The sequence below is a fragment of the Pseudomonas vanderleydeniana genome (genome assembly GCF_014268755.2).
In the GTDB taxonomy this organism is placed as follows: domain Bacteria; phylum Pseudomonadota; class Gammaproteobacteria; order Pseudomonadales; family Pseudomonadaceae; genus Aquipseudomonas; species Aquipseudomonas vanderleydeniana.
In genome coordinates this window covers 4,984,672-5,007,639 of record NZ_CP077093.1, presented here as the reverse complement: position 1 = coordinate 5,007,639, position 22,968 = coordinate 4,984,672, and the positions used below count along the sequence as shown (strand labels likewise).

Here is a 22,968-nt window from a genome sequence, read left to right as displayed (position 1 = left end):
AGGCTCCGTCATGTATCGCTATTGACATGTAATGGTGTCTGTTGCGAACAGCGATTAGCATCGGCGCGTATTACCGAAATCGACGCTTTCCGGACTTCAGGAGTTGAGTAATGCCAAAGATTTCTTTCAGCAGAGATTACCTGTCCATGGTGATATGGGCGGGTATCGTGGCGGTGCTGCTGCTGGCGGTTTCGTTTTTTCCGAAATCCGCTGATCTATATGGTTGGATTCAGGCCGTGGGACTTATCGTCGGATTGATGGTGGCGATTGCCGTTCCGGCGATCCAGCGCAAGCAGGAGTTCCAGGCCGAGCGTCGGCGCCAGCGCGAGCGCGAGGTGGGGTATGCCCGACGCCTGCATTATTTCGGGCTGGAAATACTGGAGCTGCTTGGGCGCATCACCGCCAGCCTCGCTCACCTGCGTGCTTCGGACCGGCATCGCTATCAGCGCAATCTCGAGGACTTTCTGCTCCGGCTGTTCGAGTCCCACAAGCAGGATTTGAATGACGACCGCATTCTCATCATTCATGAACTACGCAAGGTCGCCAACGTGCTGATCGACGAACTGGAAAGTGGGCGTTCGGACCGCGTGGTGATGATCGAACTGGACAAGCGCCTGCAGAAGCTGGGGCATCGTACCCAGATCAACAGTGTCCAGGCCGAGCGCAGCTGAACGCCAGCCATAAAAAAGCCCGCAACCAGGTGCGGGCAAGGGGTTGTGCGGAGCAACGCACGTTTCGGGAAGTCGGTGGGCGGTCAGGCGCCGAGGGCATGCAGGTCCATGCGTTCGGACAGGGCCTTGGCCGCTGGCAAGGAGGTCAGGGGGCCGCTGATCGTCACGCCGTCGCGAACCAGGTACCAGCAGGCAAGCAACCCCAGCTCCCTGAGCGAGGCGGGAACGGCGCTACCGATAACGGACATGATCTGAACCTTGGGCATAAGTACCTCCATCAATCTATGGAGCTACCTTACGGTGATGACGGTCGTGGGAAAAATCACTGTGCTCGATAGTGGACATTGACAGAATCAAGTCCAGGCCCGGGTGAGCCCTTTTCCCGGGATGGGCGAGTGCGGTGAGGTGTCCTCGGCGCTGTGCTGGCGCGAGGTGTGTCATTCACTCGAGGCGATGTGCCTGCCGGATCAGTCGACCACCTGGTCCAGCATGTGCACCACTTCCTGTTCATTCAACAGCCCCTTGCGCACCAGGTTCTCGGTCAGCAGCGAGAGGAACTTGGCCGTGCGGTGGCCTTCGAGCTGCTTGAGTTCGGTGAGGGCGCTATAGACCTTGCTGGAAGTGCAGAGGCCGGCGGAGCGATGCGGATTTTGCGTTGGCATGATTCGTCCTTGTTCTTATAGGGAGAAGCCCTCGACGATAGATCGATCTTGCAGCCGGGCGGTGGCACAAATATGACAGCGATGTGAAAGGCGTGCTCGATGCGACAGTCGGCAGCCTTATCATGCGCCATCGGTGTGGGATTGCTGTCTTGGCTGCGACCTTTACCTCTGAAATTCAGACGAGAATCGTGGCGCGTGCAGGTTTTCGTCGACCGGAACGAACCAGGCCCCGTCTTGCGAACGGGGCCTGGGTATTCTGCCGTAGGGTTACCAGCGTGGGCCGTAACCGTAATGGGGGTGACCGTAGTACACCGGACGACCGTAGTAGCCGCCACCGCCGTAGACCACCACCGGTGGAGGAGGTGGTGCCGCATAGACAGGGGCAGGTTGCACGTAGACCGGCGCCGGCTGGACATAAACCGGTGCTGGCTGTGCGTACACAGGCTGCTGGACGTATACAGGACGGGGGCTCGAAACCACCGAACTGACAATGGCTCCGCCGATCACGCCGCCCAACAAGGCAGGACCTACCCAGCCACCACCGCCGTGGGCGGAGGCCTGGCCTGCGACAGCGAGTGCACCAACGAGCAAGGCTATCTTGGGAATTGTACGCATCATGATTATTCCTCGGGTTCCAACCCCAGCGCTTGTTGTCTGCAATAGACTCAAGAACTGTCGCGGGGATACTTCTATGACAGCGGCTTTCGGAAAATCTTCGACGCCGCTGAGTAAATTTTGTGTAAGGTTCGGGGCGGCGCTTCCTTACAGTCCTTCTACAGTTCTGCGATGCCTGCGCCAGAGCCTTGCAGCCTTTCCTTATGATCAGCGAAAAGCGGGGTGTATGGCTAATCCCGTTTATCCGAAAGTACCCCTCAGGAGATGAAACATGCAGATGAACCCGAACAAGGATACCCAGCTGTGCATGTCGTTGTCTGGGCGTCCCGGCAATTTCGGCCTGCGCTTTCATAATCATCTTTACGAGCAGTTGGGCCTGAACTTCTACTACAAGGCCTTCAGCAGCCAGGACCTGCCGGGCGCCGTCGGCGGCATCCGCGCGCTGGGCATCCGCGGCTGCGGTGTGTCGATGCCGTTCAAGGAGGACTGCATCGCCCTGGTCGACGAGCTGGACGCTTCGGCAGCGGCGATCCAGTCGATCAACACCATCGTCAACACGACGGGTCACCTCAAGGCCTACAACACCGACTACATCGCCATCGCCCAGTTGCTCGAAACCCATGCGGTACCCAAGGACACCACCTTCGCCCTGCGTGGCAGTGGCGGCATGGCCAAGGCCGTGGCTTCGGCCTTGCGCGATGGCGGTTATCGCCACGGCGTGATCGTGGCCCGCAATGAAACCGCTGGCCGGGCGCTGGCGGCGATCTGCGGGTATCAGTGGCAGGCCGAGCTGGGTGGGTTGCGCCCGCAGATGCTGGTCAACGTCACGCCGGTGGGCATGGACGGCGGCCCGGAGGCCGGGCAGCTGGCATTCGAGCCGGCAGCGGTGGATGCGGCCGGGATTCTGTTCGACGTCGTGGCGATTCCGTCGGAGACACCGTTGATCGTGCGTGGCCGGGAGCAGGGCAAGCGAGTGATCACCGGTCTTGAAGTGATCGCGATCCAGGCGCTCGAGCAGTTCGTGCTCTACACCGGCGTACGGCCGACCGAGGAGCAGTTCCAGAAAGCGGTGGCGTTCGCCCGATCCTGACGCTGACCTTGTGAAAGTCGGCCGGGCAAACGGTCATACACGCCATTCGTGTGCGCCACCTTCCCTTGGGAGCGTCCCGTGGGAGCGTGGCTTGCCCGCGAAGAGGCCCACCGACTCACCGTGCATCGCCGGCGGGCCTCTCAGTGCTACTGCTCCAACCGGGCCAGCCGCTCTTCCAGCGCCGCTATACGCGCTTCCAGCTCCTCGATGCGCTCCGCGGACACCGCACCGCCGGCCGTGCGCTCCGGGGCCTGCTGGCGGGCGGCGAGAATCGCCTCGATATCCGCTGGGTCACCCAGGGCGTGGGTATAGCGGTCCTCCCGCTGGCCGGCCTGGCGTGGAATCAGCAGCGCCAGCCCGCGGGCGATCAGGCGCTCCAGCTGATGCAGCACCTGCTCGGTGTCTTCGAAGTCATGCATGCGACCACTGCGGGTCAGCAGTTCGTTGACGGTCTGCGGGCCGCGCAGGAACAGCAGGCCGATCAGCACCACCTGGGCTGGCACCAGCTCCAGGGCCTTGTCGACCCGTTGTTCCCAGCGGTCGGCCCGGCTGCCCATCACCAGGCGGGCAAAACCCCGGCCTTCGAGTGCCCGAAGGCTCTGGCCGACCTGTCCCTGGCTTAAGTTCATCACCGGTTCGCGGCTGGTTTTCTGGTTGCAGGCGAGCACCAGGGCGTTGAGGGTCAGCGGATAGGTTTCCGGGCTGGTGGCCTGTTTCTCGATCAGCGAGCCCAGGATGCGGATTTCCGTGCTGTTCAATTGTGGTTGTTCGACGGAAGTCTCTTGCTCGGTGCTCATGGTGCGGTTCCCTATGCATTGGAAGCCGCTAGCCTAGGGCCTCGCAACGCAAAAAGACAAGCAGCAATGCGACCGGCTCTGGCTATAATCGGTCGGCTGCACTCCTGCCATTTTCATTGTGAGAACCCCATGACCATTTCCCTGTACGCCGCTTCCATCCCGGTTTTCAAGCAAATGCTCAATGCCCTGAGTGATGTCCTGAACAAGGCCGAGGCGCATGCAACGGCCAAGGGCATCGACCCGAGCGTATTCGTGCAGGCCCGCCTGGCCCCGGACATGTTCCCGCTGGTTCGCCAGGTGCAGATCGCCGTCGATTTCGCCAAGGGCGTGTCCTCGCGCCTGGCGGAGATCGAGGTACCGTCCTACCCGGATAGCGAGACCACCTTCGCCGAACTGCAGGCCCTGATCGCCAAGACCCTGGCGCACCTGGACAGCATCGGCGCGGCCCAGGTCGACGGCAAGGAAGGCATCGAGATCGTCACCCGCCCTGGCACGCCGAAAGAGAAGCGCTTCAGCGGCCAGTCGTACCTGCTGACCTATGGCCTGCCCCAGTTCTTCTTCCACGTGACCACCGCCTACGCGATCCTGCGCCACAATGGCGTGGAAATCGGCAAGCGCGACTACATGGGCGCGTTCTGATCGATCACCACACTCGCGGCGGTCCGCCGTATCGGTGAGTCCGGCTCTCACGGGTGTGTACCTGTGGGAGCCCAGGCCATCGCGACACCGCATTACTCATTGTCATATCCAGTCTGTTACAATCGTTCATCCTCATTTCCCTCCTTCCAGTGAGCCCTCGGGCTATCGCTGGCGCTGTCGTTTTCTGGAGTCTCCATGTTCCTTGCCATCCTGCTGCTTTCGGCCGCCGGTTTTACCGTGCTGACCACGGAATTCGTGATCGTCGGGCTGCTGCCCGCCATTGCCCGCGACCTGGAGGTCAGCATCCCCCAGGCCGGTCTGCTGGTGACCCTGTTCGCCTTTACCGTGGCGGCCTTCGGTCCGTTCCTGACCGCCTATTTCGCCCGCTTCGAGCGGCGGCGGCTGTTCATCAGCATCCTGGTGATCTTCGGGGTGGCCAATACCGTGGCGGCGCTGGCCCCGAACATCTGGGTCATGGCGGTGGCTCGCCTGCTGCCAGCCTTGGGCCTGCCGGTGTTCTGGGCATTGGCCAGTGAAACGGCAGTGGACATCGTCGGCCCGGACCATGCCGGCAGGGCGATCGAAAAGATCGGCTTTGGCATCGTCTGTGCTACGGTCTTCGGCATTCCGGTGGGCACGCTGGTCGGAGATGCCTGGGGCTGGCGTATGGCATTCACGATCCTGGCGGTGGTCGCGTTGCTCAAGGCGCTGCTGCTCTGGCGCTTCCTGCCGGCGACCCGCCTGCACCTCAAGCAGGTTTCGTTGCGCTCGCAGTTCGGCATCCTGCGCAGTCCGTTGATGCTTGGCCATGTACTGTTGTCGATCCTGATCTTCAGCGGCATGTTCACCGCCTACACGTACCTCGCCGATATCCTCGAACGGCTGGCCGGCTTCAACGGTACGGTGGTGGGCTGGTGCCTGATGGCGTTCGGGGCGGTCGGCCTGCTCGGCAACGCCTTGGGTGGGCGCATGGTCGACCGCCAGCCACTGATCGCCTCGATGGTGTTCTGTGCGTTCATGATTCCCGCACTGGTGGCGGTGATGCCGAACATCAATTCGTGGCCCGGGCTGGCGGCGGCACTGGCGGTCTGGGGGATCACCCAGGCGGCATTGTTCCTGGTCAGCCATGTCCGCCTGATGAAGGTGGCGCCCCAGGCGCCGGCGTTTGCCGCTTCGCTGAACATCGCCGGGGCCAACCTGGGCATCGGCCTCGGCGCGGTGATCGGCGGCCGAGTCATCGACAGTGTCGGCCTGACGGGGCTCGGCTTCGCTGCCGCAGCGCTGATCCTGATGTCGATCCTGCTGGCGATGGCCTTGATGACGACCGATTCGAAGACCGTAACGGCCTAGGCGCCGGGTCCCATGAACAACTCGCGGCGAGCCCCTTCGGTGATCGCCAGCGTGCCGGGGTGCTTGATCTTGCGCTCCACCGAAATCGCATAGAACGACTCGCTGACGGCGTCGGTCTGGCCCATCAGCCTGACGTCGTTCTGGCGACAGACCTCATCGGCGATCACGCTCGGAGCGACGAAGAAGCCGCTGCCGGATTGGCCGAATGCCTGCATCAAGGCACTGTCATCGAATTCGCCGACGATCCTTGGCTGGATCTGCTGTTCGGCGAGCCAGCGCAACAACCGGCTGCGGACCACGGTTTCCTGTCCGGGAATCAGCAGCGGCGCACCTTGCAGGCACTGCGGGAAAGGGGCGTCATAACGTTCGGCCAGCGCTTGAGTGGCAAAGAAACTCACGCCACATTCCCCGAGTTTCTGACTATAACCTTTGATGTCGAGATGGGTTGGCATGGGACTGTCGGAGATCACCAGGTCCAGGCGCTGGATCGCCAGGTCTGCCAGCAGGCGTTCGAGCTTGTCCTCGCGGCAGGTGATGCGGATCGGCTCGTCCAGTTCCATGGTCGGGGCGATCAGCCGGTAGACGATGGACTTGGGCACCACGTCGGCCACCCCGACCCGAAACGGCAAGGGTTGCTCCTTGGGCTGTGCCTGCAGCGTCGCCTGCAGTTCGTTGCCCAGTTGAAACATCTGCTCGGCGTAGGGCAGGGCCTGGCGCCCGGCCTCGGTCAGTTCCAGCTGGCGTCCGGCCTTGCGAAACAGCTCGACGCCCAGGCTCTGTTCCAGCAGGCTGATCTGGCCGCTGATGGTCTGCGGGGTGAGGTTCAGTTGTTCGCAGGCACGGACGATGCTGCCGGTCTTGGCCACGACCCAGAAGTAATGCAATTGCCGGTAGTTGAGCATGTGCGGAATCACTTCGTAAAAAACGAAGTATAACGCTGAAAAATACGAATTTTTATGAAGTATCAGCGCCCCTAGAATGCGTTTCGACCGGTGAGCCATTCACTCGGCTTGCCCGTGAACCCTACTCAGGACTGAACCATGGAATACCTGTTGGAACTCGCTGTCAGCCCCACCGCCTGGATTGCCTTGCTGACGTTGATCGTCATGGAAGTCGTACTGGGTATCGATAACCTGATCTTCATTTCGATCCTGACCAACAAGCTGCCGGCGCAGTTTCGCACCAAGGCGCGGCGAATCGGCATCGGCATGGCGCTGATCCTGCGCCTGGGCCTGCTGGGTACCATCGCCTATATCGTCAAGCTCACCGCGCCGGTGATCGAGGTGTTCGGCCAGGCGTTTTCCTGGAAGGACATGATCCTGATTGCCGGTGGCCTGTTCCTGGTGTGGAAGGCCACCACGGAAATCCACCACAGCATGGACCCGCAGGAGAAGGAGAGCGAAGACAAGGGCTCGCGGGTATCGCTGGGCTTCGCCGCCGCCATCGGCCAGATCCTCATGCTCGACCTGGTGTTCTCCATCGACAGCATCATCACGGCGGTGGGCATGACCGAGCACCTGCCGATCATGGTGGTTGCGGTGATCGTCGCGGTAGCGGTGATGTTGCTGGCGTCGGAGCCACTGGCGAAGTTCATCAATGACAACCCGACCGTGGTGATGCTGGCCCTGGGCTTCCTGATCATGATCGGCATGACGCTGATCGCCGAAGGCTTCGGTGCCCACGTGCCCAAGGGCTACGTGTATGCCGCCATGACCTTCTCGGCGGTGATTGAGGGCCTGAACATGCTGGCCCGTCGTGCGCGGCAGAAGCGCGAGGCGGCGCAAGGCTGATTTGGCATGACGAAGCCGCCCGGTGCTCCAGGGAGAGCCGGGCGGCTTTTTTCATGTGGGAAGGTCAATGGGCGCCGGCGTGACGTCCGCTCGCCTTGCCGGCCTTGCCTGGTTGCGAGGGCAGGGCATGGGGATGATGGTGACGGCGGGAAACCCTCAGGACTCCCCACAACATGGCTGCCGCAACGGACAGCCAACCCAGGATCAACAGTGCAATGGTCAGGACAAGGCTCATCAGCGCCTCCTTCGCCCCGATCGGGGCTCTCTCACTTCGTCTTGCTTGTAGAACAGTCTAGTCGCTGTGGTGTTTCAGGCTATTGACCAATGGTCGTGTGCGATCAGTCATTTCGCTCTATGGCACCGGATAAACTGCGCTGAAAGGCTATACCCCCGGGCGACGCCGACCTATGATCAAGGCCCGAGCCAGGGCGGATCCGCCTGGCAACTGATCAAGAGAGTGAAGATGTTCAAGGGACCAAGCCATTTTCAATCCATGTCGTCCCGCCGGTTGCTGATGCTGGGGGCCTTGCTGCTGGCCCTGGGGGGGTGTTCCAGCAGCGGTGGGCAGCCGCCGCAGCTACAGCGTCTGCCGGAGCGTGTGGAGCTCAATGGCGTACCGTTCTTCCGAGGCGAGGCCTACCAGAGTGGTCCCGGCGCGTTGGCCAGCATGCTGGCGCAGCAGGGCGTGACCGTCACCCCTGGCCTGCTGGACAAGCCGTTGAAGCTGCCTGGGGCGGAAGCCGACCTGCAGAAGAACATGCAGGTGCTGGCGCGTGAGTACGGGATGGTGGTCTATCCGCTGGATCCCGATCTGTCGGCCTTGCTGACCCAGGTGGCGGCCGGTTATCCGGTGTTGGTGAAGTTCAATGAAGGGCGGGTCTGGTCCGAGCCGCGTTATGCGGTGATTGCCGGATACAACCGGTTCAAGCACACGATCCTGCTGCGGGCAGGGATGAACCGGCGGATGCCGATGGACTTCGACACCTTCGTCTCGGCCTGGAAGGGCGCCGGGGGCTGGGCGGTGCTGGTCCAGTCGCCAACGCAACTGCCGGCCCAGGTTGACCAGCAGCGTTGGCTGAAGGCCGCCGATGAACTGGCCCGTGCCGGTCAGGAGCAGGCCGCCGCCAGTGCCCGGAAGGCGTTGAGCGGCCATTGATGCAACCCGGCTCCAACAGCTTTGCGCCCCGTACGCAAACTGGGTGTACGACACTCATCCTGTAGGAGCCGGGCTTGCCCGCGAAGGGCCATCGATCCCCGTTCACCACACCGGGGGCTGTAGGAACCCCAGCGCCTCAAATCCCCAACTTGTCCCGCATCGTGTAGTACCACGCCCCCAATGCACTGAACGGTGTGCGCAGCAGTTGCCCACCGGGGAACGGGTAATGCGGCAGATCGGCAAACGCATCGAAACGCTCGGCCTGTCCGCGCAACGCTTCGGCCAGTACCTTGCCGGCCAGGTGCGTATAAGTCACGCCGTGACCGCTGCAACCCTGGGAGTAGTAGATGTTGTCGCCCAGCCGGCCAACTTGCGGCAGGCGCGACAGGGTCAGCAGGAAATTGCCGGTCCAGGCGTAGTCGATCTTCACGTCCTTCAGTTGCGGGAACGCCTTGAGCATCTTCGGCCGGATGATCGCTTCGATGTTCGCCGGATCGCGGGCACCATAGACCACGCCACCACCGAAGATCAGGCGCTTGTCGCCGGAGAGGCGGTAGTAGTCGAGCAGGTAGTTGCAGTCTTCGACGCAGTAGTCCTGCGGCAGCAACGATTTCGCCAGCGCATCGCCCAGCGGCTCGGTGGTGATCACCTGGGTCCCGCAGGGCATCGACTTGGCGGCCAGTTCGGGCACGAGGTTGCCGAGATAGGCATTGCCGGCGACGATGATGAACTTGGCCCTGACCTTGCCCTGGGGCGTGTGCACGACGGGATTGGCACCCCGTTCGATGCGCACGGCTGGCGATTGCTCATGGATCCTGCCACCCAGCGACTCGACCGCCGCCGCTTCGCCCAGCGCCAGGTTCAGCGGATGGATATGCCCGCCGCTCATGTCGAGCATGCCACCGACATATTGGTCGCAGTTGACCACTTCGCGAATGCGGCGCTGGTCCAGCAGTTCCAGTTGGGTGTGGCCAAAGCGTTCCCAGAGCTTCTTCTGCGATTCGAGATGCCCCATCTGTTTATTGCTCAAGGCGGCGAACACCCCACCGTCCTTCAGGTCGCACTGGATGTTGTACCTGGCGATCCGCTCGCGAATGATCCGCCCGCCTTCGAAGGCCATCTGCCCGAGCAGTTGCGCCTGCTTCGGCCCGACGCTGCGCTCGATCACGTCGATATCGCGACTGTAGCTGTTGACGATCTGGCCGCCGTTGCGGCCCGAGGCGCCGAAGCCGACCCTGGCGGCTTCCAGTACCGTCACGCGCAAACCGTTCTCCAGGAGGAACAGGGCGCTGGACAGGCCGGTGTAGCCGGCACCGATCACGCACACATCGGTTTCGACATCATCTTGCAAGGGCGGACGCTCGGGAACCGGGTTGGCCGACGCGGCATAGTAGGACTGGGGGTAGGGAGTGTTCGCCATCCTGCAACCTCTGTTTTATATTTTTTACGAGTGACCTGATGCTACCTCAGTTGAAATACCCCCGCCAGCCACCCCAAATTGGGAAGCTGCTGGAGCCCCGATAAAAAATTTGCCTATTCAGAGACTTAGCGGAAAGAAAGGTGTTGACACCCCTCGGCAAATCCGTAGAATGCCGCCTCACAGCAGGCACGTAGCTCAGTTGGTTAGAGCACCACCTTGACATGGTGGGGGTCGTTGGTTCGAGTCCAATCGTGCCTACCAAACAAAATCCGCTCTGCTGGGCGGTATGAAAAGGCCAATCGAGAGATTGGCCTTTTTTTCGTCCTGAAGAAAGTTCGAGAGCTGGTCTTTGCCCTGGGCGGCATTTGCCCCAAGCTCTCACCTTGAGAATTTTTCCAAGCCTATTCATAGGCTTAGCGAAAAAACAGGTTGCCTCTCGGCAGAAAATCCGTAGAATGCAGCCCACAGCAGGCACGTAGCTCAGTTGGTTAGAGCACCACCTTGACATGGTGGGGGTCGTTGGTTCGAGTCCAATCGTGCCTACCAGACAAAATCCGCTCTGCTGGGCGGTCTGAAAGGGTCAATCGAGAGATTGGCCCTTTTTTGTGTCTCGCGTTTGACGAATCCTCTCCCTGTGTCGAATCCGCAACTGCGGCGGACTGCCTTTTGTCGCATCCGACTCTCCTGAAATACCGCCAAACACTCGATGGGTTGACCTCTACCTCACGCTTCCTCAGCATCTGGTGTCAGGGCTATACAGGGAAAAACGTGCGCAAGGATGCTGCATGGAAAGTAAAACGATCAGATGGCTGGGCGAGACCCTGGTTGGCATGGGAGCGGGTGCTGCTATCACCGGCTTTTCGACTTTGTACCTATTGGCGGGGGATGCAACGCCAAGAATGGTGTTGCTCAGTGTCACCTTGTTCGTCGTCAGCATTATCTGTTTTGTCTGTTCCTACGTGTGCGCAATTCGGGAGGTATGGCAGTGAAGGCCGCAATCGTTCTGTCCTGGCTGGCTTGTATGGTGCTGCTGATGGCGTTCGCCCTCTACCGTGGCCGCAAGAAGGTGACCGGCGCTGCTCAGCCTCGCCCGACGGATCGGGAACTGCTCAACCAGGCAACCCGCGAGTTGCAGGCGCTGCGGGCGGAGGTTCGTCATCTCGGCAAGCAGATCGAGGGGCGGGCGGGAAGATGACTGAAGGGGCCGGCTATCGAGTACGGCCCACTCGCTTGTGAGGTGCTCCGTGAGGTGAGGACGCCACGAATTTCGGTGGACGTCCTCCTGGCATCGGCCCTCAGTCCGCTTTGCGCTCCTGCCGGGCATCGATGAAGGGCAGGGTGCCGCTTGGCAGTACCGTGGTGGGCAGTACGCCGTTCCAGCGTTCGGCCTTGGTCAGTTCCACCAGGTTCTGGTTACTCGCCAGGGCCTGGGCACGGGCCTTGATCGCCTCGGCTTCGGCCCGACCACGCAACTCGGTGGCCTGGGCATCGGCCTTGGCCTGCGCCAGCTGGGCATCCGCTTCGGCCTGGGCCTGGGTCACGCGGATCTGCGCCTGGACCTGTTCGGTCGCCAGTTGCTGCTCACGGGTTTTCACCTGTACCTCGGCGGCCATGCGCGCCTCGATGGCTTTTTCGTAGGCGTCGCTGAAGTCGATGTTCTCCACCTGCACGCTGTCGATGATCACCGGGCCATTGATCGATGCCTTGATGGCGGCGGAGATGTCGCTGACCAGTTGCACGCGATTCTGCACGGCGGCCACGGCGTTGAACTGGCCGAAGACGTTCTCGACCTGGGTCGGTACCTGGCGGCTGATCAGCCGGTCGCGGATGCCGTCGATGTCCTTGAACTGGGTATAGACCTTGGCCACGTCGGACGGCGCGACGTGCCAGGATACCGATACCTTGAGCTGCGCCGACTGCTGGTCCTTGCTGTAGGCCTGCAGGTTCTCGTAGGCCGAGACCTGGCTCTGGATACTGATCAGGCGAACGCTTTCGATGAAGGGCATCTTGAACGACAGTCCCGGGTCGACGACGCCGACCAGCGCGCCGTTTCTCAACAGTACGCCACGTTCGGTTTCATCCACGGTGTACCAGCTGCCGAAAAACACGATGAGCAGGAGCAGGGCCGCTACACCGCCTGCCGCTTTGCCAATCAGATTGGGGGTCATATTTCGTTCCTTTGATGGGCGGGAAACCACTCCCTGAATACGCTGCCCGAGTGCCCGGAGAGCGTGTCCCGCCGACATGGCCAATAAGTTTGCAAGCCGCCGCGCCGAGCGCGAGCAGCCCGGCATGATAACCGCCGAGCCCGCTTCATGCTGAGACGGGGCTCCCAGACTCGAGGCAGCAGGGAACAAGTGGCGGAAAAACGGATCATAGCGATGTGCCATATCGGCACTTCACAAGGACGACACACGATGCTCCCTCGTAGCAATCCTGCTTTCTCCCTTCGCTCTACCGGTGTGTTCGCGCTTCTGTTGGGCAGCCTGTTGTTGCCATTCCAGGCCCAGGCGGCAGTTGAGATCGAGCGCGCCGATGCCTCCGGCTATGATGCGGTGCTTGCCAGCCATGGTGACACGGGGTCCGGGTACACGCTGCGCAATAGCCGGTTCACGGTGGATGACCTGCAGAAGTTGCGCGAACAGCAGAAACGCAGTGCCGATGAGCTGGATGATCTGAAAAAGATCATCAAGGAGCAGGCCCGTACGATCGATGAACTCAAGCGTGGTGGCGGATCTTCCTCCAGTTCGGGCAGCAGTGAGCTCTCCGCGCTCAAGCGCAAGGTGGACGAGCAGGATCGCACGCTCGACAAGTTCGGTCGGACACTGGACGAGCTCAAGCGCAACTCCGGTTCCGGGTCGAGTTCCAGCGAGTTGTCCGGGCTGAAACGGGATGTAAACGATCAGGGGCGCGAGCTGGACAAGCTCCGGGGCAAGGTGGATGACCTGGGCCGCAAGGTGAAGTAACCGCCACCAGGTTGTTCATTTCTTTGGGCGACTGCTCGCCGCCTTTGCCGGGCGGCGGGCTCTTGGGGGTCGGGTCCCGGAGGCCTTGCGTTTCTTTTTCCATGGCGCAGGCGCCGACGTGCCGGGCGGCATGCTGATCTGCAGCTTCAGCTCGACACAGCGCCCCACCTGCTTGCTCATCCACGCTGCCTGCTTGGCGACGAATTCTTCCAGGCTCATCTCGCCGCCTTGCACCATGTCCAGGGCCTGTTCCCAGATGGCCGTGGTACCCGGATCGGCGATCGCCCGTGGGACCGCATCGATCAGGCTGAACGCCGCTGCGGTGGCCGACAGGCTCTTGCCGTGCTTGACCAGGTAATTGCGGTCCAGCAGGCCCTGGATGATGCTGGCGCGGGTGGCCTCGGTGCCGATGCCGGTGGTTTCCTTGAGCTTCTGCTTCAGGCGTGGGTCTTCCACGTACTTGGCGACGTTCTTCATCGCCTTGATCAGGTCGCCTTCGGTAAAGGGCTTGGGCGGTTGGGTCCACAGGTCCTTCAAGTCGACTCGGCTCACCGCACATTCGTCACCTTCGCGCAGCTTCGGCAAGGCCTGTGGTTCCGGTGCTTCACGGCCCTTGGCCGGTGTCAGAGCTTGCGGCAGGGCGCGCTTCCAGCCCGGCTCGATCACCTGCTTGCCGACGGCCCGCAGCGCTTGTGCCGCGCAATCGAAATCGGCCTGGGTGCGGTCGTATTCGTGGTTGGGCAGGAACTGCGCCAGGTAGCGGGCACGAATCAACGTGTAGACCGCGCGCGGCTTGCCTTGCAGGCGTTCCAGGCTGGCGCCCGAGCCGGTCGGGATGATGCCGTGGTGGGCGGTGACCTTGGCATCGTTCCAGGCCCGTGAGCGGCGTGTCGGATCAAGGTACGGGGCCAGGTTGCCCAGGCTCGGGTCGGCCCGCTCCAGCGCCGCCAGTACCCGGGCGGCATCGCCATGCTGGCTGAGGGGCAGAAAACCGCAGTCACTGCGCGGGTAGGTGATGACCTTGTGGGTTTCGTACAGCGACTGGGCGATGTCCAGGGTCTCCTGGGCGCCCAGCCCGAGCCGTTTCGAACACACTTCCTGCAAGGTGCCGAGGTCGAAGGGCAGCGGCGCGGGTTCACGAATCCGCTCGGTCTTGAGTTTCACCACCCGGGCACTGGAGGCTGCGCTCATCGCTGCCGCCGCTTGCTGGGCAAGTGGCTGGTTCAGGCAGCGATCCTGGTCGTCGCAGGCGTCGGAGGGGGCTCGCCACTGGGCAACGAAGGGCTGGCCGTCGTGTTGCAGGTGCACATCGATCGCCCAGTAGGCCACGGGTACGAAATCGGCGATGCTGCGGTCGCGGTCCACCACCAGGCGCAAGGTCGGCGTCTGCACCCGGCCCACCGGCAGCACGCCCTGGTAGCCGGACTGGCGGCCGAGCAGGGTGAACAGCCGGCTCATGTTCATGCCGATCAGCCAGTCGGCCCGCGAGCGGCCCAGGGCCGAATGGTAGAGGTTGAAGGTTTCGCCGCCCGGCTTGAGGCTCGCCAGGGCCTTGCGGATCGACGCATCGTCGAGTGCCGATAGCCAGAGTCGCTGGATCGGCCCGCGGTAGCGGCAATGCTCGACCAGTTCACGGGCAATCATCTCGCCCTCGCGGTCGGCGTCGGTGGCGATCACCAGTTCCCGGGCCTCGCCCAGCAGGCGCTTGACCGCCTTGAACTGGCTGGCGGTCTTGGGCTTGACCTGCATCTTCCATTTTTCCGGGACGATCGGCAGGTCGGCCAGTACCCAGCGCTTGTAGCGGGCGTCGTAGGCATCCGGCGGGGCGGTTTCCAGCAGATGGCCGATGCACCAGGTGACCGTGGCGTTGGCCCCCACCCAGCAGCCATCGCCACGGCGCGTGGCCCCGAGCACGGCGGCAATATCCTTGGCCTGGGAGGGTTTTTCGCAGAGAAACAGCCGCATGGCCACCTTCGTTCGATCGTGTGCGGGAGAGAGCGGACAGCATGCTCGGTCGTGGGGTGCCGGGCAATCCTTGTCTGTATGTATATACAGTCTATTTGTTTCAGCCCTGCGCGGCTACCGCCAGCTCCCGCACCAGGAAGTCGATGAACGCGCGGGTCTTCTGCGGCACCCGGCGTGCCGAGGCATACACGGCGTGGATGCTGATCGGTGGCGCCTGCCATTCGCACATCACCGGCACCAGGCGTCCGGCAGCGAGGGCATCCTCGACAATGAAATCGGGCAACAGGGCGATGCCCATGCCGGCCTCGGCCGCCTGGGCCAGCAGGTCGCCGTTGTTGGCGTGCAGCGGGCCGGTGACGGTGACTCGCTGGGTCTCCTTGCCGTTGCTCAATTGCAGGCTCACGCCACTTTGCAGATAGCCATAGTTCAGGCACTGGTGGGTGCACAGTTCCCTCGGTGTGGTGGGAATGCCGGCACGTTCCAGGTAGTCGGGGGACGCGACCATGATGCGCGGCGCCGGGGCCAGCAGCTTGGCGACCATCGATGAGTCCGGCAGGCTGGCGATTCGGATGGTCACGTCGAAACCACCCTTGACCGGATCCACCTGCTGATCGCTGAGCACCAGTTGCAGCTCGACGTTGGGGTGTTCCCGATGAAACAGCGGGATCAGTCGGCCCAGCCGACGCAGGCCGAAGGACATGGGCGCGTTGACGCGCAACACCCCACGCAGTTCGCCGATGCCGTCGCGGGCGCGTTGTTCGGCCTCGTCCAGCGAGGCCAGCAGCTCGCGGGCCGACTCGTAGTACTCGGCACCGGCCTCGGTCAGGTGCAGGCTGCGGGTGGTACGCAGCAGCAACTGTACGCCGATCGCTTCTTCCAGCGCCTGGATCTGCTTGCTGACTTTCGAGCGCGGCACGTCCATCGCCCGTGCCGCCGCGGCAAAGCCATTGGCCCCGACCGTGGCGACAAACGCCCGCATGCATTCGACGCGATCCATGACTGTTCCTTTAATAGAATCAATGATTCTCGATTTTATGGAATTGTCCCTTTTTTATCCAGGCCCCAGAATTCATTTCAAGCAGGCAGCACAGGCCTTCAAGTGAAGCCCGGGAACCGCCGCCAGATTACTGGGATACCTGCGTGACTGGGACGCAGGGGCACAGACAGGAAGATGGAGTCAGCCATGAATATCGAATTGTCCGACGGCGTGGTCACGCTGCTGGTGCGTCACCGGATCAGGAAAGGCGGGGATCAGGCCTACGAGGCCTGGCTGCGCCAGATCGTCGCCAAGGCGCGCACCTATCCCGGGCACCTGGGGATCGACGTGGTCCGCGGTCACAGCGACGGCCTGGCACTGTTCACCAGCGTGCTGCGCTTTGCCAGCACCGAGCAGTTGCAGGTCTGGCTGGATTCCGAGGATCGCCGTGAGCTGGTCGAGCAGGCCCAGCCGTTGCTGGCTGATGGCGACCAGACCGAAATCAATGCGGATCGCGAGTTCTGGTTCACCCCCGTGCATGTGGATGCCCCGACACCGCCCCCGCGCTGGAAGCAGGCCTGCGTGACGTTCCTGGTGATCCTGCCGCTGACATTCCTGGTACCGCTGCTGTGGAAGCCGGTCTTCGCGCTGTGGCCCTGGCTGGGCGGTTATGTGCCGGCCAACGTGGTGATTACCCTGACCATCGTGCTGGCAGTGGTGTATGTATTCATGCCACGGGTGACGCGTCTGTTCAGCCGCTGGCTGCAGCCACGACAGGAGACAGCATCGGTGCCCGCTCACCTGGAAACCCGGCGGTAAAAGGCCCGCCCATAAAAAACCCGACACAGGTGTCGGGTTTTTCGTATCCGAGGGTCTTACTTGCGACCGCCCAGTGCGCCGCCGGCCGCGCCACCCAGGCCCGCGCCAATGGCTGCGCCGGTGCTGCCACCGAGCTGGTTGCCCAGGTACGAACCGCCGGCTGCACCCAGGCCGCCGCCGATGGCAGCCTTGGTCTTCTTGCCTTTCTTGGCGGCAACGGCACTACCCGCCGCGCCAGCCAGGCCCGCACCGATGGCAGCGCCAGTGCTGCCGCCCATCTGTTGGCCGACCACGTTGCCCAGGACGCCACCCAAGCCACCTCCGACTGCTGCCTGGGTACCGCCGGCAGCCATGGCGCCTTGGGCAAACAGGGCGCTGAGCGCCAGGACGGTAAGTGCTTTACGCATGTTGCGAACCTCGAAATGAATTGAGTGCCAATTGTCGCCGGGCGCGGGCAGGGACGCAAACGCTCTTGAGGGGCTGGGCCGGTTTATATTTTTTCGCGCCCGGGGAACTTTCCTGCTTCGCAAGCTGGCTGGGAACTGCCGAAACGCTTCGCCAGCTTGCGCAGATATATGCCATTCATCGGATTCCATGGCAGCCGATAATATTACCGTCACATCGTTGCCCAGTAATTCCCGGATATTGATTATGGTCTTTTTCGACTGTTGGGTAGTTATCGTGAACCGCTTTGGTGCACTTACGGCAATCACCCCTTCAGTGAACCAAAACAGTGCCTAAATTGGATCCGAATATCTGGATTCCCGGGAAAAACTTGTGGTTATTGAAGGGGTTAGGCATAAAATTATAGCCAAAATATCTTGTTACGAATTTACACGATCAGTTATTATTGGCCCGCGTTCACCTACCACGGTTTATGCATTCTTTAAGGCCCAAGCGTCCATCAGCCGCTTGGGCTTTTTTTTGCCTGAAATTCATGGAATGCCTCCGATATAAACCTTTCAATAAGTAAGGTTTATATCGGGATTGCAAGTTTGCGTTATCGAACAGTTGTAGATGCTCACCATAGGGCAGCGGTTCAATACAACCTGTCAGGTATTACTGATGACTTCGCGTACGCGATTGGCCAGGTCATCGATGGCGAACGGCTTGGTCATGACATGCATGCCCGGAGCGAGGTTGCCGTCACCGATCACCGAATGCTCGGCATAACCGGTGACGAACAGCACCTTGAGCCCGGGACGGGTCTGCCGGGCCAGTTCCGCCAGCTGTCGGCCATTCATGCCGCCCGGCAGGCCGACGTCGCTGACCAGCAGGTCGATGCGGATCGGTGATTGCAGGATCTTCAGGCCGGTCGCGCCGTCGCTGGCTTCCAGCACCTTGTAGCCGCGCTCTTGCAGCAGATCGACCTCCAGCATGCGCACCTGGGGTTCATCATCGACCACCAGCACCGTTTCGCCCGCCAGGGCCTGTTGAGTCGGGGGCGAGGCGTGGGCGTTACCACGTTCCTCGGCTTCGGCGAAGTGGCGAGGCAGGTAGAGGCGTACCTGGGTGCCGTTGCCCAACTGCGAGTTGATGCGTACCTGGCCGCCGGACTGCAGGGCGAAACCATAGACCATCGACAACCCCAGGCCCGTGCCGGAGCCAAGCGGCTTGGTGGTGAAGAACGGTTCGAAGACCTTGCTCAGGATGTCGGCCGACATGCCGCAGCCGCTGTCAGTGACGCTCAGGTACACATAGCCGCCTGGCGGCAACTCCAGGGCCAGTGCCGAAGCCGAATTGAGGGTGATGTTCGCGGTCTCGATGGTCAACTGGCCGCCCTCGGGCATCGCATCGCGGGCGTTGATGCACAGGTTGAGCAACGAGTTTTCCAGCTGGTTATGATCGACCAGGGTCGTCCACAGCCGTTCGGACAGCTTCGCCTCCAGCCCTATCGAGGGTCCGATCGTACGGCGTATCAGCTCCTCCATTTCGGTAACCAGCAGATTGACGTTGGTTGCCCGCGAGTCGAGGGTCTGCCGGCGGGAGAAGGCCAGCAGCCGATGGGTGAGGGCGGTGGCCCGGCGCGAGGCGATCAGCGCGGCATTGATGTAGCGCTCCAGGTTCTCCACGCGCCCCTGGTCGATGCGGCTCTGGAGCATTTCCAGGCTGCCGCTGATACCGGTCAGCAGGTTGTTGAAGTCGTGGGCCAGGCCGCCGGTCAACTGTCCGACAGCTTCCATTTTCTGGCTCTGGCGCAGTTGCGCCTCGGCCTTGGCCAGTGCCTGGGCCTGCTCCTTGTCGAGCGTGCAGTCGCGGCCGACGGCGTTGATCACCTCGTCGGAAGGACTGGAGGACCAGTTGATCCAGCGGTAACCGCCACGTTTACAGCGATAGCGGTTCTCGAAGCGACGAATGCTCTGCCCGGCGGCGCAATGGCGGACACGCTCGAGCGTCTGTTCGAGGTCATCGGGGTGGATCAGGTCGTAGAGGCTGGTGCCGAGCAGGTCGGTTTCGCTCCAGCCGAGGGTTTCTTCCCAGGCCGGGTTGATGGCGATGATCCGGCCCTCGAAGGTGCAGCGCAGCATGATGTCCGAAGACAGGGTCCACAACTGGTTGCGGTCGTCGGTTCGGGAGGCGACCTCCTGCTCCAGCGAGGCATTCAGTTGCTTGAGGGCGATTTCCGCCTGGCGCCGCTCGGTGATGTCGTTGAAGAATATCGCGACCTTGTAGGCGCCTGGAGTGCCGACACGAACCGCATGCACCGCATACCAGCGTCCGAGTCCCTGCGCCTGGTTTTCGAAACGCTGTTCGACGCCGTTCAGGGCGACGTCGCCGTAGATGTCGAACCAGTGCTGTTCGTGGTTCGGGATCAGGTCCCGCATCCAGCGCCCCTTGGCGCCGACCAGCCCGGTCTCGCGTTCGAATGCCGGGTTCATGTCGAGGAAACGGTAATCCACGGGCTTTGAGGCAGCATCGAATTTCATCTCGATAATGCAGAAGCCGGTGTCGACCGCCTCGAACATGGTTCGGTAGTGCATGTCCTGCTCGGCTGCCGGTTCGAATGCTCCGGTCACGGATACTTCCATAATTACCCCATGCGGAAAAAAGCTGCCTGAATGGTATCAGGACGCTGTCTGCTGGTAAGTATGGCTGTGTGGATGGCGAGAAGCCCGAAGATGTTTCGGGCCTGCCTGAGCGAGCCCAAGGGAGAAGCCCGCGCCGGTGAATGCCATGTCGGTCATCATCTTTGCACCGGCGATGAATCACCAGCCCGCCCGCACGCAGTGCGCTATGGCTGGTCTTTTGCCGCTCCGTCCTCAGGTTATCGAGGTGCCTGCCGATAAGGGTCAATCATTCTTGTCATTGGCTGCATGCTGGCCAGCGCCAATGGCCCCAACAGGAAGTTGAAATGCTCCCACGCAAATCCCCTGCAAAAATCCTCTCCTCACTGCTTGGCGCCGCTGTGCTGTTTTCGGGGCCAGCGGCTTCTGCCGGCACCTCGTTGAATGACTACATTGCCTGCGACCAGCACTCTCTCGCCGTCATCGAACAGCCGCTGTTCAACGGCCTGATCCCGACCAAAAGCGAAAACGGTTTCACCCGACCCGTGGGGGGGACGAAGAGTGAGCTGGGACGGCGCTGGATGTTCGACAAACCGGTCACGCTCGACGGCGTCAGCCTGACCGGTTTTTATGCCGAAGACATGGACATGCTGGGCTCGCGCCTGATCAGTTGGGGGTTCTACACCGAGCAGGCGCCCAAGGAAGTGTTCGAGGTGCTCGAGAAACACCAGCGTACCGGGGCGACCGATGCCGGCGGCATGTACGCGCGTGCCGAGATCTGGTCGCACAGTCAGCGTGCCTGGCAGCCGGAAGACCCGCAGAGCAACTCGGGCAAGCTGGTGATCGACACGGCCGAGCGGGTATTCCTGATCGAGCCGGCCTCCGAGGATCTGGTCAAGAACAGCCCGAACAGCAAGGGCATGCTGACCTGTTCGATCCAGGGCAATGTCATCGAGGCGATGCTGGTGGATAGCCGTCCTGACCTGATCAGGCACGCCCCGTAGAACTTGCCGGCCGGCAAGGCGGAAAGTGATTCAGGCATCGGCCAAGGAAGGTCGTACAATAGCGCCTGTTTCTTTCTGGTCGTTTGAAGTGAGGCATGCCATCCATGGCAGAAATTCGTGACCTGTCGATCGTGCTGGACCGTATCGACCAGGCAATTATCGAGGTGTTGCGCCACGATGGACGCATCACCTACCAGAAGCTTTCCGAGCGTGTGCACCTGACGCCCAGGCCCTGCCTGGAACGGGTGCGCAAGCTGGAGCAGTTGGGGGTGATCCGCGGCTACGGCGCCATCCTCGATGAGAACAAGCTGTCGCCCGGCTTGTCGCTGCTGGTGTTGGTGGCGCTGTCCGGCCAGAGTGGGCGCGCGGCGCAGAAGGCTTTCGAGGCCAAGATCCGCGCCTGCCCCCAGGTTCTGGAGTGCCACCTGCTCAGCGGAGCCTTCGACTACAGCCTGCGCATGCGTTGCCGCGACATGGAGCACTATCGGGTGCTGACCGAGACCTGGCTCAACGACGAGGAGTTGCATATCGACAAGCTGGTCAGCCACCCCGAGCTGGCGATGGTCAAGACCGCCATGGAGTGACCGCGCCGCGAACAATGGCGCGCAGGGTCACTGTAATGGCTCGCAAGGCTGCAAAACCTGTCATTTCTGACAGTTGTGTGGGGAAACCCCGATGGATTGAATAGCGGGCAGATCGCAACGGCTGCCACAGCCGCAGGCGACGTCTCTTTCACGGAGGAATCCCCTGATGATGCTGCAAGCGTTGCGCGGCCGCCGGGTCAACCCGGCAGGCGAGCCCGATCCCGGATTTGCCGGCCTGGGCAAGGCGCGGGTGGCCTTTCCCGGCAGCTTGTCGAGTCAGGCCAATGACGTGCTGTTCTGCCCCGATGGCAAGATCCTCGTGGTTGCCCGGGTGGAGATGTCCGGGGGCGTGCATTTCGGCCTGGCGCGGCTCAATGCCGACGGCTCGATGGATGCCTCGTTCGGTGACCGCGGCAGCCTGGTGAGTCGGTTCGATGCCGATGGCGAGTCGACCGGCCTCAGTCTGCGCCGGCTCTGCGACGGACGGATCCTGGTCTTTGGCCTGCATTATCCGGATGACCGGCGCACCCTGCCGGCCGTGGCACGGTTCTTCGCCGATGGTCGTCCCGATCGGCGCTTTGGCAGCCGGGGCGTGCAATTGCTGCGCTTGCCCGGTGACTTGTCCGAGGGCCCCCGTGACAGCTGGCTGCCGCCGGGACTGGCGGGCTTCGAGAGCTGCTTCGGTGCCGTGCAGCCGGACGGCCGGATCCTGCTGACCCTCAATCACGGTTATTCCGCTACCGACCATGTCGGCCTGCTGGTGCGCCTGCTGCCGGATGGCGGCCTTGATCACAGTTTCAACGGTCTGGGCTTCGTTATGGTGCGGCGGTTGCTGATGAACACCTGGCTCAGCTGCATCCTGCTGCAGCCCGATGGCAAGATTCTGGTCGGCGGTTCGATCGATTTCCCACCCGTCGGCCTGGTGGTCCGCTACCTGCCGGATGGCCGGCTGGACCCGGCCTTCGGTCATGAGGGCTACCTGTCCGTGCGCTTTGCCGAGGCCAGTTCCACGGTCACCCGCCTGGTACGTGGCGCCCAGGGCCAACTGTTTTGCGTCGGCAATCGTTTCGAGCCACTGGGCAGTGCGTTGCAGGGTTTTACCGCCAGCGGCAGTATCGACCGGCGTTTCAACCGGGGGGCAGCGGTGTTGCTGGATATCGATGCGCCGGCCTGCCGCTGGACGGCGGTCGCGGTGCAACGCGATGGTGCGATTCTCGCCGCCGGCTCGACGGTCGCCGGGTTCGCTTCGGACCTGCTGCTCGCGCGCTATCTGCCGAATGGCCAGCTCGATCCCGACTTTGCCTCGGGCAACGGCTATGTGCGCACCCGATTGGGCAAGAGCCATGACTCCGTCACCGCGCTGGCGGTGCAGGGTGACGGTCGCATCCTGCTGGCCGGCCACTCGTTGATGGGCGGTTCCCAGGCGGTGGTGCTGCGCTACCTGGGTTGACCCTGCGCG

General features: G+C 62.3%; 25 protein-coding genes and 2 tRNA genes. 15 read left to right on the top strand and 12 right to left on the bottom strand.

Going from position 1 to position 22,968, the window contains the following annotated elements:
* Positions 1 to 110 precede the first annotated feature (110 nt).
* A complete protein-coding gene (locus HU752_RS22490) occupies positions 111 to 671 on the top strand; it encodes a hypothetical protein (RefSeq protein WP_186684707.1) in 561 nt (186 codons plus the stop codon).
* An 83-nt stretch (positions 672 to 754) separates the two neighbouring features.
* On the opposite strand, the gene HU752_RS22485 is transcribed toward HU752_RS22490, so the two are convergent.
* The 3 genes from HU752_RS22485 to HU752_RS22475 all read right to left on the bottom strand — a co-directional run bounded on the left by HU752_RS22485 (position 755) and on the right by HU752_RS22475 (position 1,951).
* A complete protein-coding gene (locus HU752_RS22485; RefSeq protein ID WP_186684709.1) occupies positions 755 to 937 on the bottom strand; it encodes a hypothetical protein in 183 nt (60 codons plus the stop codon).
* 201 nt (positions 938 to 1,138) lie between these two features.
* A complete protein-coding gene (locus HU752_RS22480) occupies positions 1,139 to 1,333 on the bottom strand; it encodes a hypothetical protein (protein ID WP_186684711.1) in 195 nt (64 codons plus the stop codon).
* A gap of 267 nt (positions 1,334 to 1,600) precedes the next feature.
* Positions 1,601 to 1,951: a hypothetical protein gene (locus HU752_RS22475; protein ID WP_186684713.1), complete on the bottom strand. Its 351-nt coding sequence runs from the start codon at positions 1,949 to 1,951 to the stop codon at positions 1,601 to 1,603.
* A gap of 268 nt (positions 1,952 to 2,219) precedes the next feature.
* On the opposite strand from HU752_RS22475, the gene HU752_RS22470 reads away from it, so the two are divergent.
* Positions 2,220 to 3,038, top strand: a complete 819-nt coding sequence (locus tag HU752_RS22470) for a shikimate 5-dehydrogenase (protein ID WP_186684727.1) — start codon at positions 2,220 to 2,222, stop codon at positions 3,036 to 3,038.
* Between the two features lie 146 nt (positions 3,039 to 3,184).
* Here HU752_RS22470 and HU752_RS22465 read toward each other — a convergent pair whose 3' ends face one another.
* A complete protein-coding gene (locus tag HU752_RS22465) occupies positions 3,185 to 3,835 on the bottom strand; it encodes a YceH family protein (RefSeq protein WP_186684729.1) in 651 nt (216 codons plus the stop codon).
* Positions 3,836 to 3,964: 129 nt separating this feature from the next.
* Between HU752_RS22465 and HU752_RS22460 the strand changes: the two genes are divergently transcribed.
* Positions 3,965 to 4,474, top strand: a complete 510-nt coding sequence (locus HU752_RS22460) for a DUF1993 domain-containing protein (RefSeq protein WP_186684731.1) — start codon at positions 3,965 to 3,967, stop codon at positions 4,472 to 4,474.
* Positions 4,475 to 4,669: 195 nt separating this feature from the next.
* On the top strand, positions 4,670 to 5,824 hold the full coding sequence (locus HU752_RS22455; RefSeq protein WP_186684733.1) for an MFS transporter: 1,155 nt from the start codon (positions 4,670 to 4,672) through the stop codon (positions 5,822 to 5,824).
* Here the strand turns inward: HU752_RS22455 and nhaR are convergent.
* Complete coding sequence (gene nhaR / locus HU752_RS22450) at positions 5,821 to 6,726, bottom strand: transcriptional activator NhaR (RefSeq protein WP_186684735.1); 906 nt, start codon at positions 6,724 to 6,726, stop codon at positions 5,821 to 5,823. The genes HU752_RS22455 and nhaR overlap by 4 nt on opposite strands.
* Positions 6,727 to 6,864: 138 nt before the next feature.
* Between nhaR and HU752_RS22445 the strand changes: the two genes are divergently transcribed.
* A complete protein-coding gene (locus HU752_RS22445; RefSeq protein ID WP_186684737.1) occupies positions 6,865 to 7,614 on the top strand; it encodes a TerC family protein in 750 nt (249 codons plus the stop codon).
* Between the two features lie 64 nt (positions 7,615 to 7,678).
* On the opposite strand, the gene HU752_RS22440 is transcribed toward HU752_RS22445, so the two are convergent.
* Positions 7,679 to 7,849: a hypothetical protein gene (locus HU752_RS22440; protein ID WP_186684739.1), complete on the bottom strand. Its 171-nt coding sequence runs from the start codon at positions 7,847 to 7,849 to the stop codon at positions 7,679 to 7,681.
* Positions 7,850 to 8,077: 228 nt separating this feature from the next.
* Here HU752_RS22440 and HU752_RS22435 point away from each other — a divergent pair, with 228 nt between their 5' ends.
* Positions 8,078 to 8,770 carry a PA2778 family cysteine peptidase gene (locus HU752_RS22435; protein ID WP_186684740.1) on the top strand — a complete coding sequence of 231 codons (693 nt, stop codon included), beginning with the start codon at positions 8,078 to 8,080 and terminating at the stop codon, positions 8,768 to 8,770.
* A gap of 136 nt (positions 8,771 to 8,906) precedes the next feature.
* Here the strand turns inward: HU752_RS22435 and HU752_RS22430 are convergent, their stop codons facing one another.
* A complete protein-coding gene (locus tag HU752_RS22430; protein ID WP_186684742.1) occupies positions 8,907 to 10,190 on the bottom strand; it encodes an NAD(P)/FAD-dependent oxidoreductase in 1,284 nt (427 codons plus the stop codon).
* 184 nt (positions 10,191 to 10,374) lie between these two features.
* Between HU752_RS22430 and HU752_RS22425 the strand changes: the two genes are divergently transcribed.
* The 4 genes from HU752_RS22425 to HU752_RS22410 all read left to right on the top strand — a co-directional run bounded on the left by HU752_RS22425 (position 10,375) and on the right by HU752_RS22410 (position 11,385).
* Positions 10,375 to 10,451 (top strand) — tRNA-Val (locus HU752_RS22425).
* 208 nt (positions 10,452 to 10,659) lie between these two features.
* Positions 10,660 to 10,736 (top strand) — tRNA-Val (locus HU752_RS22420).
* A 239-nt stretch (positions 10,737 to 10,975) separates the two neighbouring features.
* On the top strand, positions 10,976 to 11,179 hold the full coding sequence (locus tag HU752_RS22415; RefSeq protein ID WP_186675230.1) for a hypothetical protein: 204 nt from the start codon (positions 10,976 to 10,978) through the stop codon (positions 11,177 to 11,179).
* Positions 11,176 to 11,385, top strand: a complete 210-nt coding sequence (locus HU752_RS22410; protein ID WP_186675231.1) for a hypothetical protein — start codon at positions 11,176 to 11,178, stop codon at positions 11,383 to 11,385. The genes HU752_RS22415 and HU752_RS22410 overlap by 4 nt, the downstream gene beginning before the upstream one ends.
* 100 nt (positions 11,386 to 11,485) lie before the next feature.
* On the opposite strand, the gene HU752_RS22405 is transcribed toward HU752_RS22410, so the two are convergent.
* Positions 11,486 to 12,358 carry an SPFH domain-containing protein gene (locus HU752_RS22405; RefSeq protein ID WP_186675232.1) on the bottom strand — a complete coding sequence of 291 codons (873 nt, stop codon included), beginning with the start codon at positions 12,356 to 12,358 and terminating at the stop codon, positions 11,486 to 11,488.
* Between the two features lie 249 nt (positions 12,359 to 12,607).
* Between HU752_RS22405 and HU752_RS22400 the strand changes: the two genes are divergently transcribed.
* On the top strand, positions 12,608 to 13,156 hold the full coding sequence (locus HU752_RS22400; protein WP_186675233.1) for a hypothetical protein: 549 nt from the start codon (positions 12,608 to 12,610) through the stop codon (positions 13,154 to 13,156).
* Between the two features lie 15 nt (positions 13,157 to 13,171).
* On the opposite strand, the gene HU752_RS22395 is transcribed toward HU752_RS22400, so the two are convergent.
* Together HU752_RS22395 and HU752_RS22390 are read right to left on the bottom strand one after the other, a co-directional pair.
* Positions 13,172 to 15,121, bottom strand: coding sequence for a DNA topoisomerase III (locus HU752_RS22395; RefSeq protein WP_186675234.1), 1,950 nt, complete (start codon positions 15,119 to 15,121; stop codon positions 13,172 to 13,174).
* A gap of 100 nt (positions 15,122 to 15,221) precedes the next feature.
* Positions 15,222 to 16,118 carry a LysR family transcriptional regulator gene (locus HU752_RS22390; protein ID WP_186675236.1) on the bottom strand — a complete coding sequence of 299 codons (897 nt, stop codon included), beginning with the start codon at positions 16,116 to 16,118 and terminating at the stop codon, positions 15,222 to 15,224.
* 186 nt (positions 16,119 to 16,304) lie between these two features.
* Here HU752_RS22390 and HU752_RS22385 point away from each other — a divergent pair, with 186 nt between their 5' ends.
* The gene (locus tag HU752_RS22385) at positions 16,305 to 16,916 is read left to right on the top strand and encodes an antibiotic biosynthesis monooxygenase (RefSeq protein WP_186675238.1); all 612 of its coding nucleotides are present in this window, start codon (positions 16,305 to 16,307) and stop codon (positions 16,914 to 16,916) included.
* 56 nt (positions 16,917 to 16,972) lie between these two features.
* Here HU752_RS22385 and HU752_RS22380 read toward each other — a convergent pair whose 3' ends face one another.
* Together HU752_RS22380 and HU752_RS22375 are read right to left on the bottom strand one after the other, a co-directional pair.
* The gene (locus HU752_RS22380) at positions 16,973 to 17,323 is read right to left on the bottom strand and encodes a bacteriocin (RefSeq protein ID WP_186675240.1); all 351 of its coding nucleotides are present in this window, start codon (positions 17,321 to 17,323) and stop codon (positions 16,973 to 16,975) included.
* 645 nt (positions 17,324 to 17,968) lie between these two features.
* Entirely contained in the window at positions 17,969 to 19,945 is a 1,977-nt protein-coding gene (locus tag HU752_RS22375; protein ID WP_186675242.1) for a hybrid sensor histidine kinase/response regulator, read from the bottom strand.
* A gap of 323 nt (positions 19,946 to 20,268) precedes the next feature.
* Here HU752_RS22375 and HU752_RS22370 point away from each other — a divergent pair, with 323 nt between their 5' ends.
* The 3 genes from HU752_RS22370 (at position 20,269) to HU752_RS22360 (ending at position 22,959) form a co-directional block, all read left to right on the top strand.
* Positions 20,269 to 20,925 carry a hypothetical protein gene (locus tag HU752_RS22370; RefSeq protein ID WP_225920057.1) on the top strand — a complete coding sequence of 219 codons (657 nt, stop codon included), beginning with the start codon at positions 20,269 to 20,271 and terminating at the stop codon, positions 20,923 to 20,925.
* A gap of 104 nt (positions 20,926 to 21,029) precedes the next feature.
* Positions 21,030 to 21,509, top strand: coding sequence for an Lrp/AsnC family transcriptional regulator (locus HU752_RS22365; RefSeq protein ID WP_186675245.1), 480 nt, complete (start codon positions 21,030 to 21,032; stop codon positions 21,507 to 21,509).
* Between the two features lie 166 nt (positions 21,510 to 21,675).
* Complete coding sequence (locus HU752_RS22360; RefSeq protein ID WP_186675246.1) at positions 21,676 to 22,959, top strand: hypothetical protein; 1,284 nt, start codon at positions 21,676 to 21,678, stop codon at positions 22,957 to 22,959.
* Positions 22,960 to 22,968: the final 9 nt, after the last annotated feature.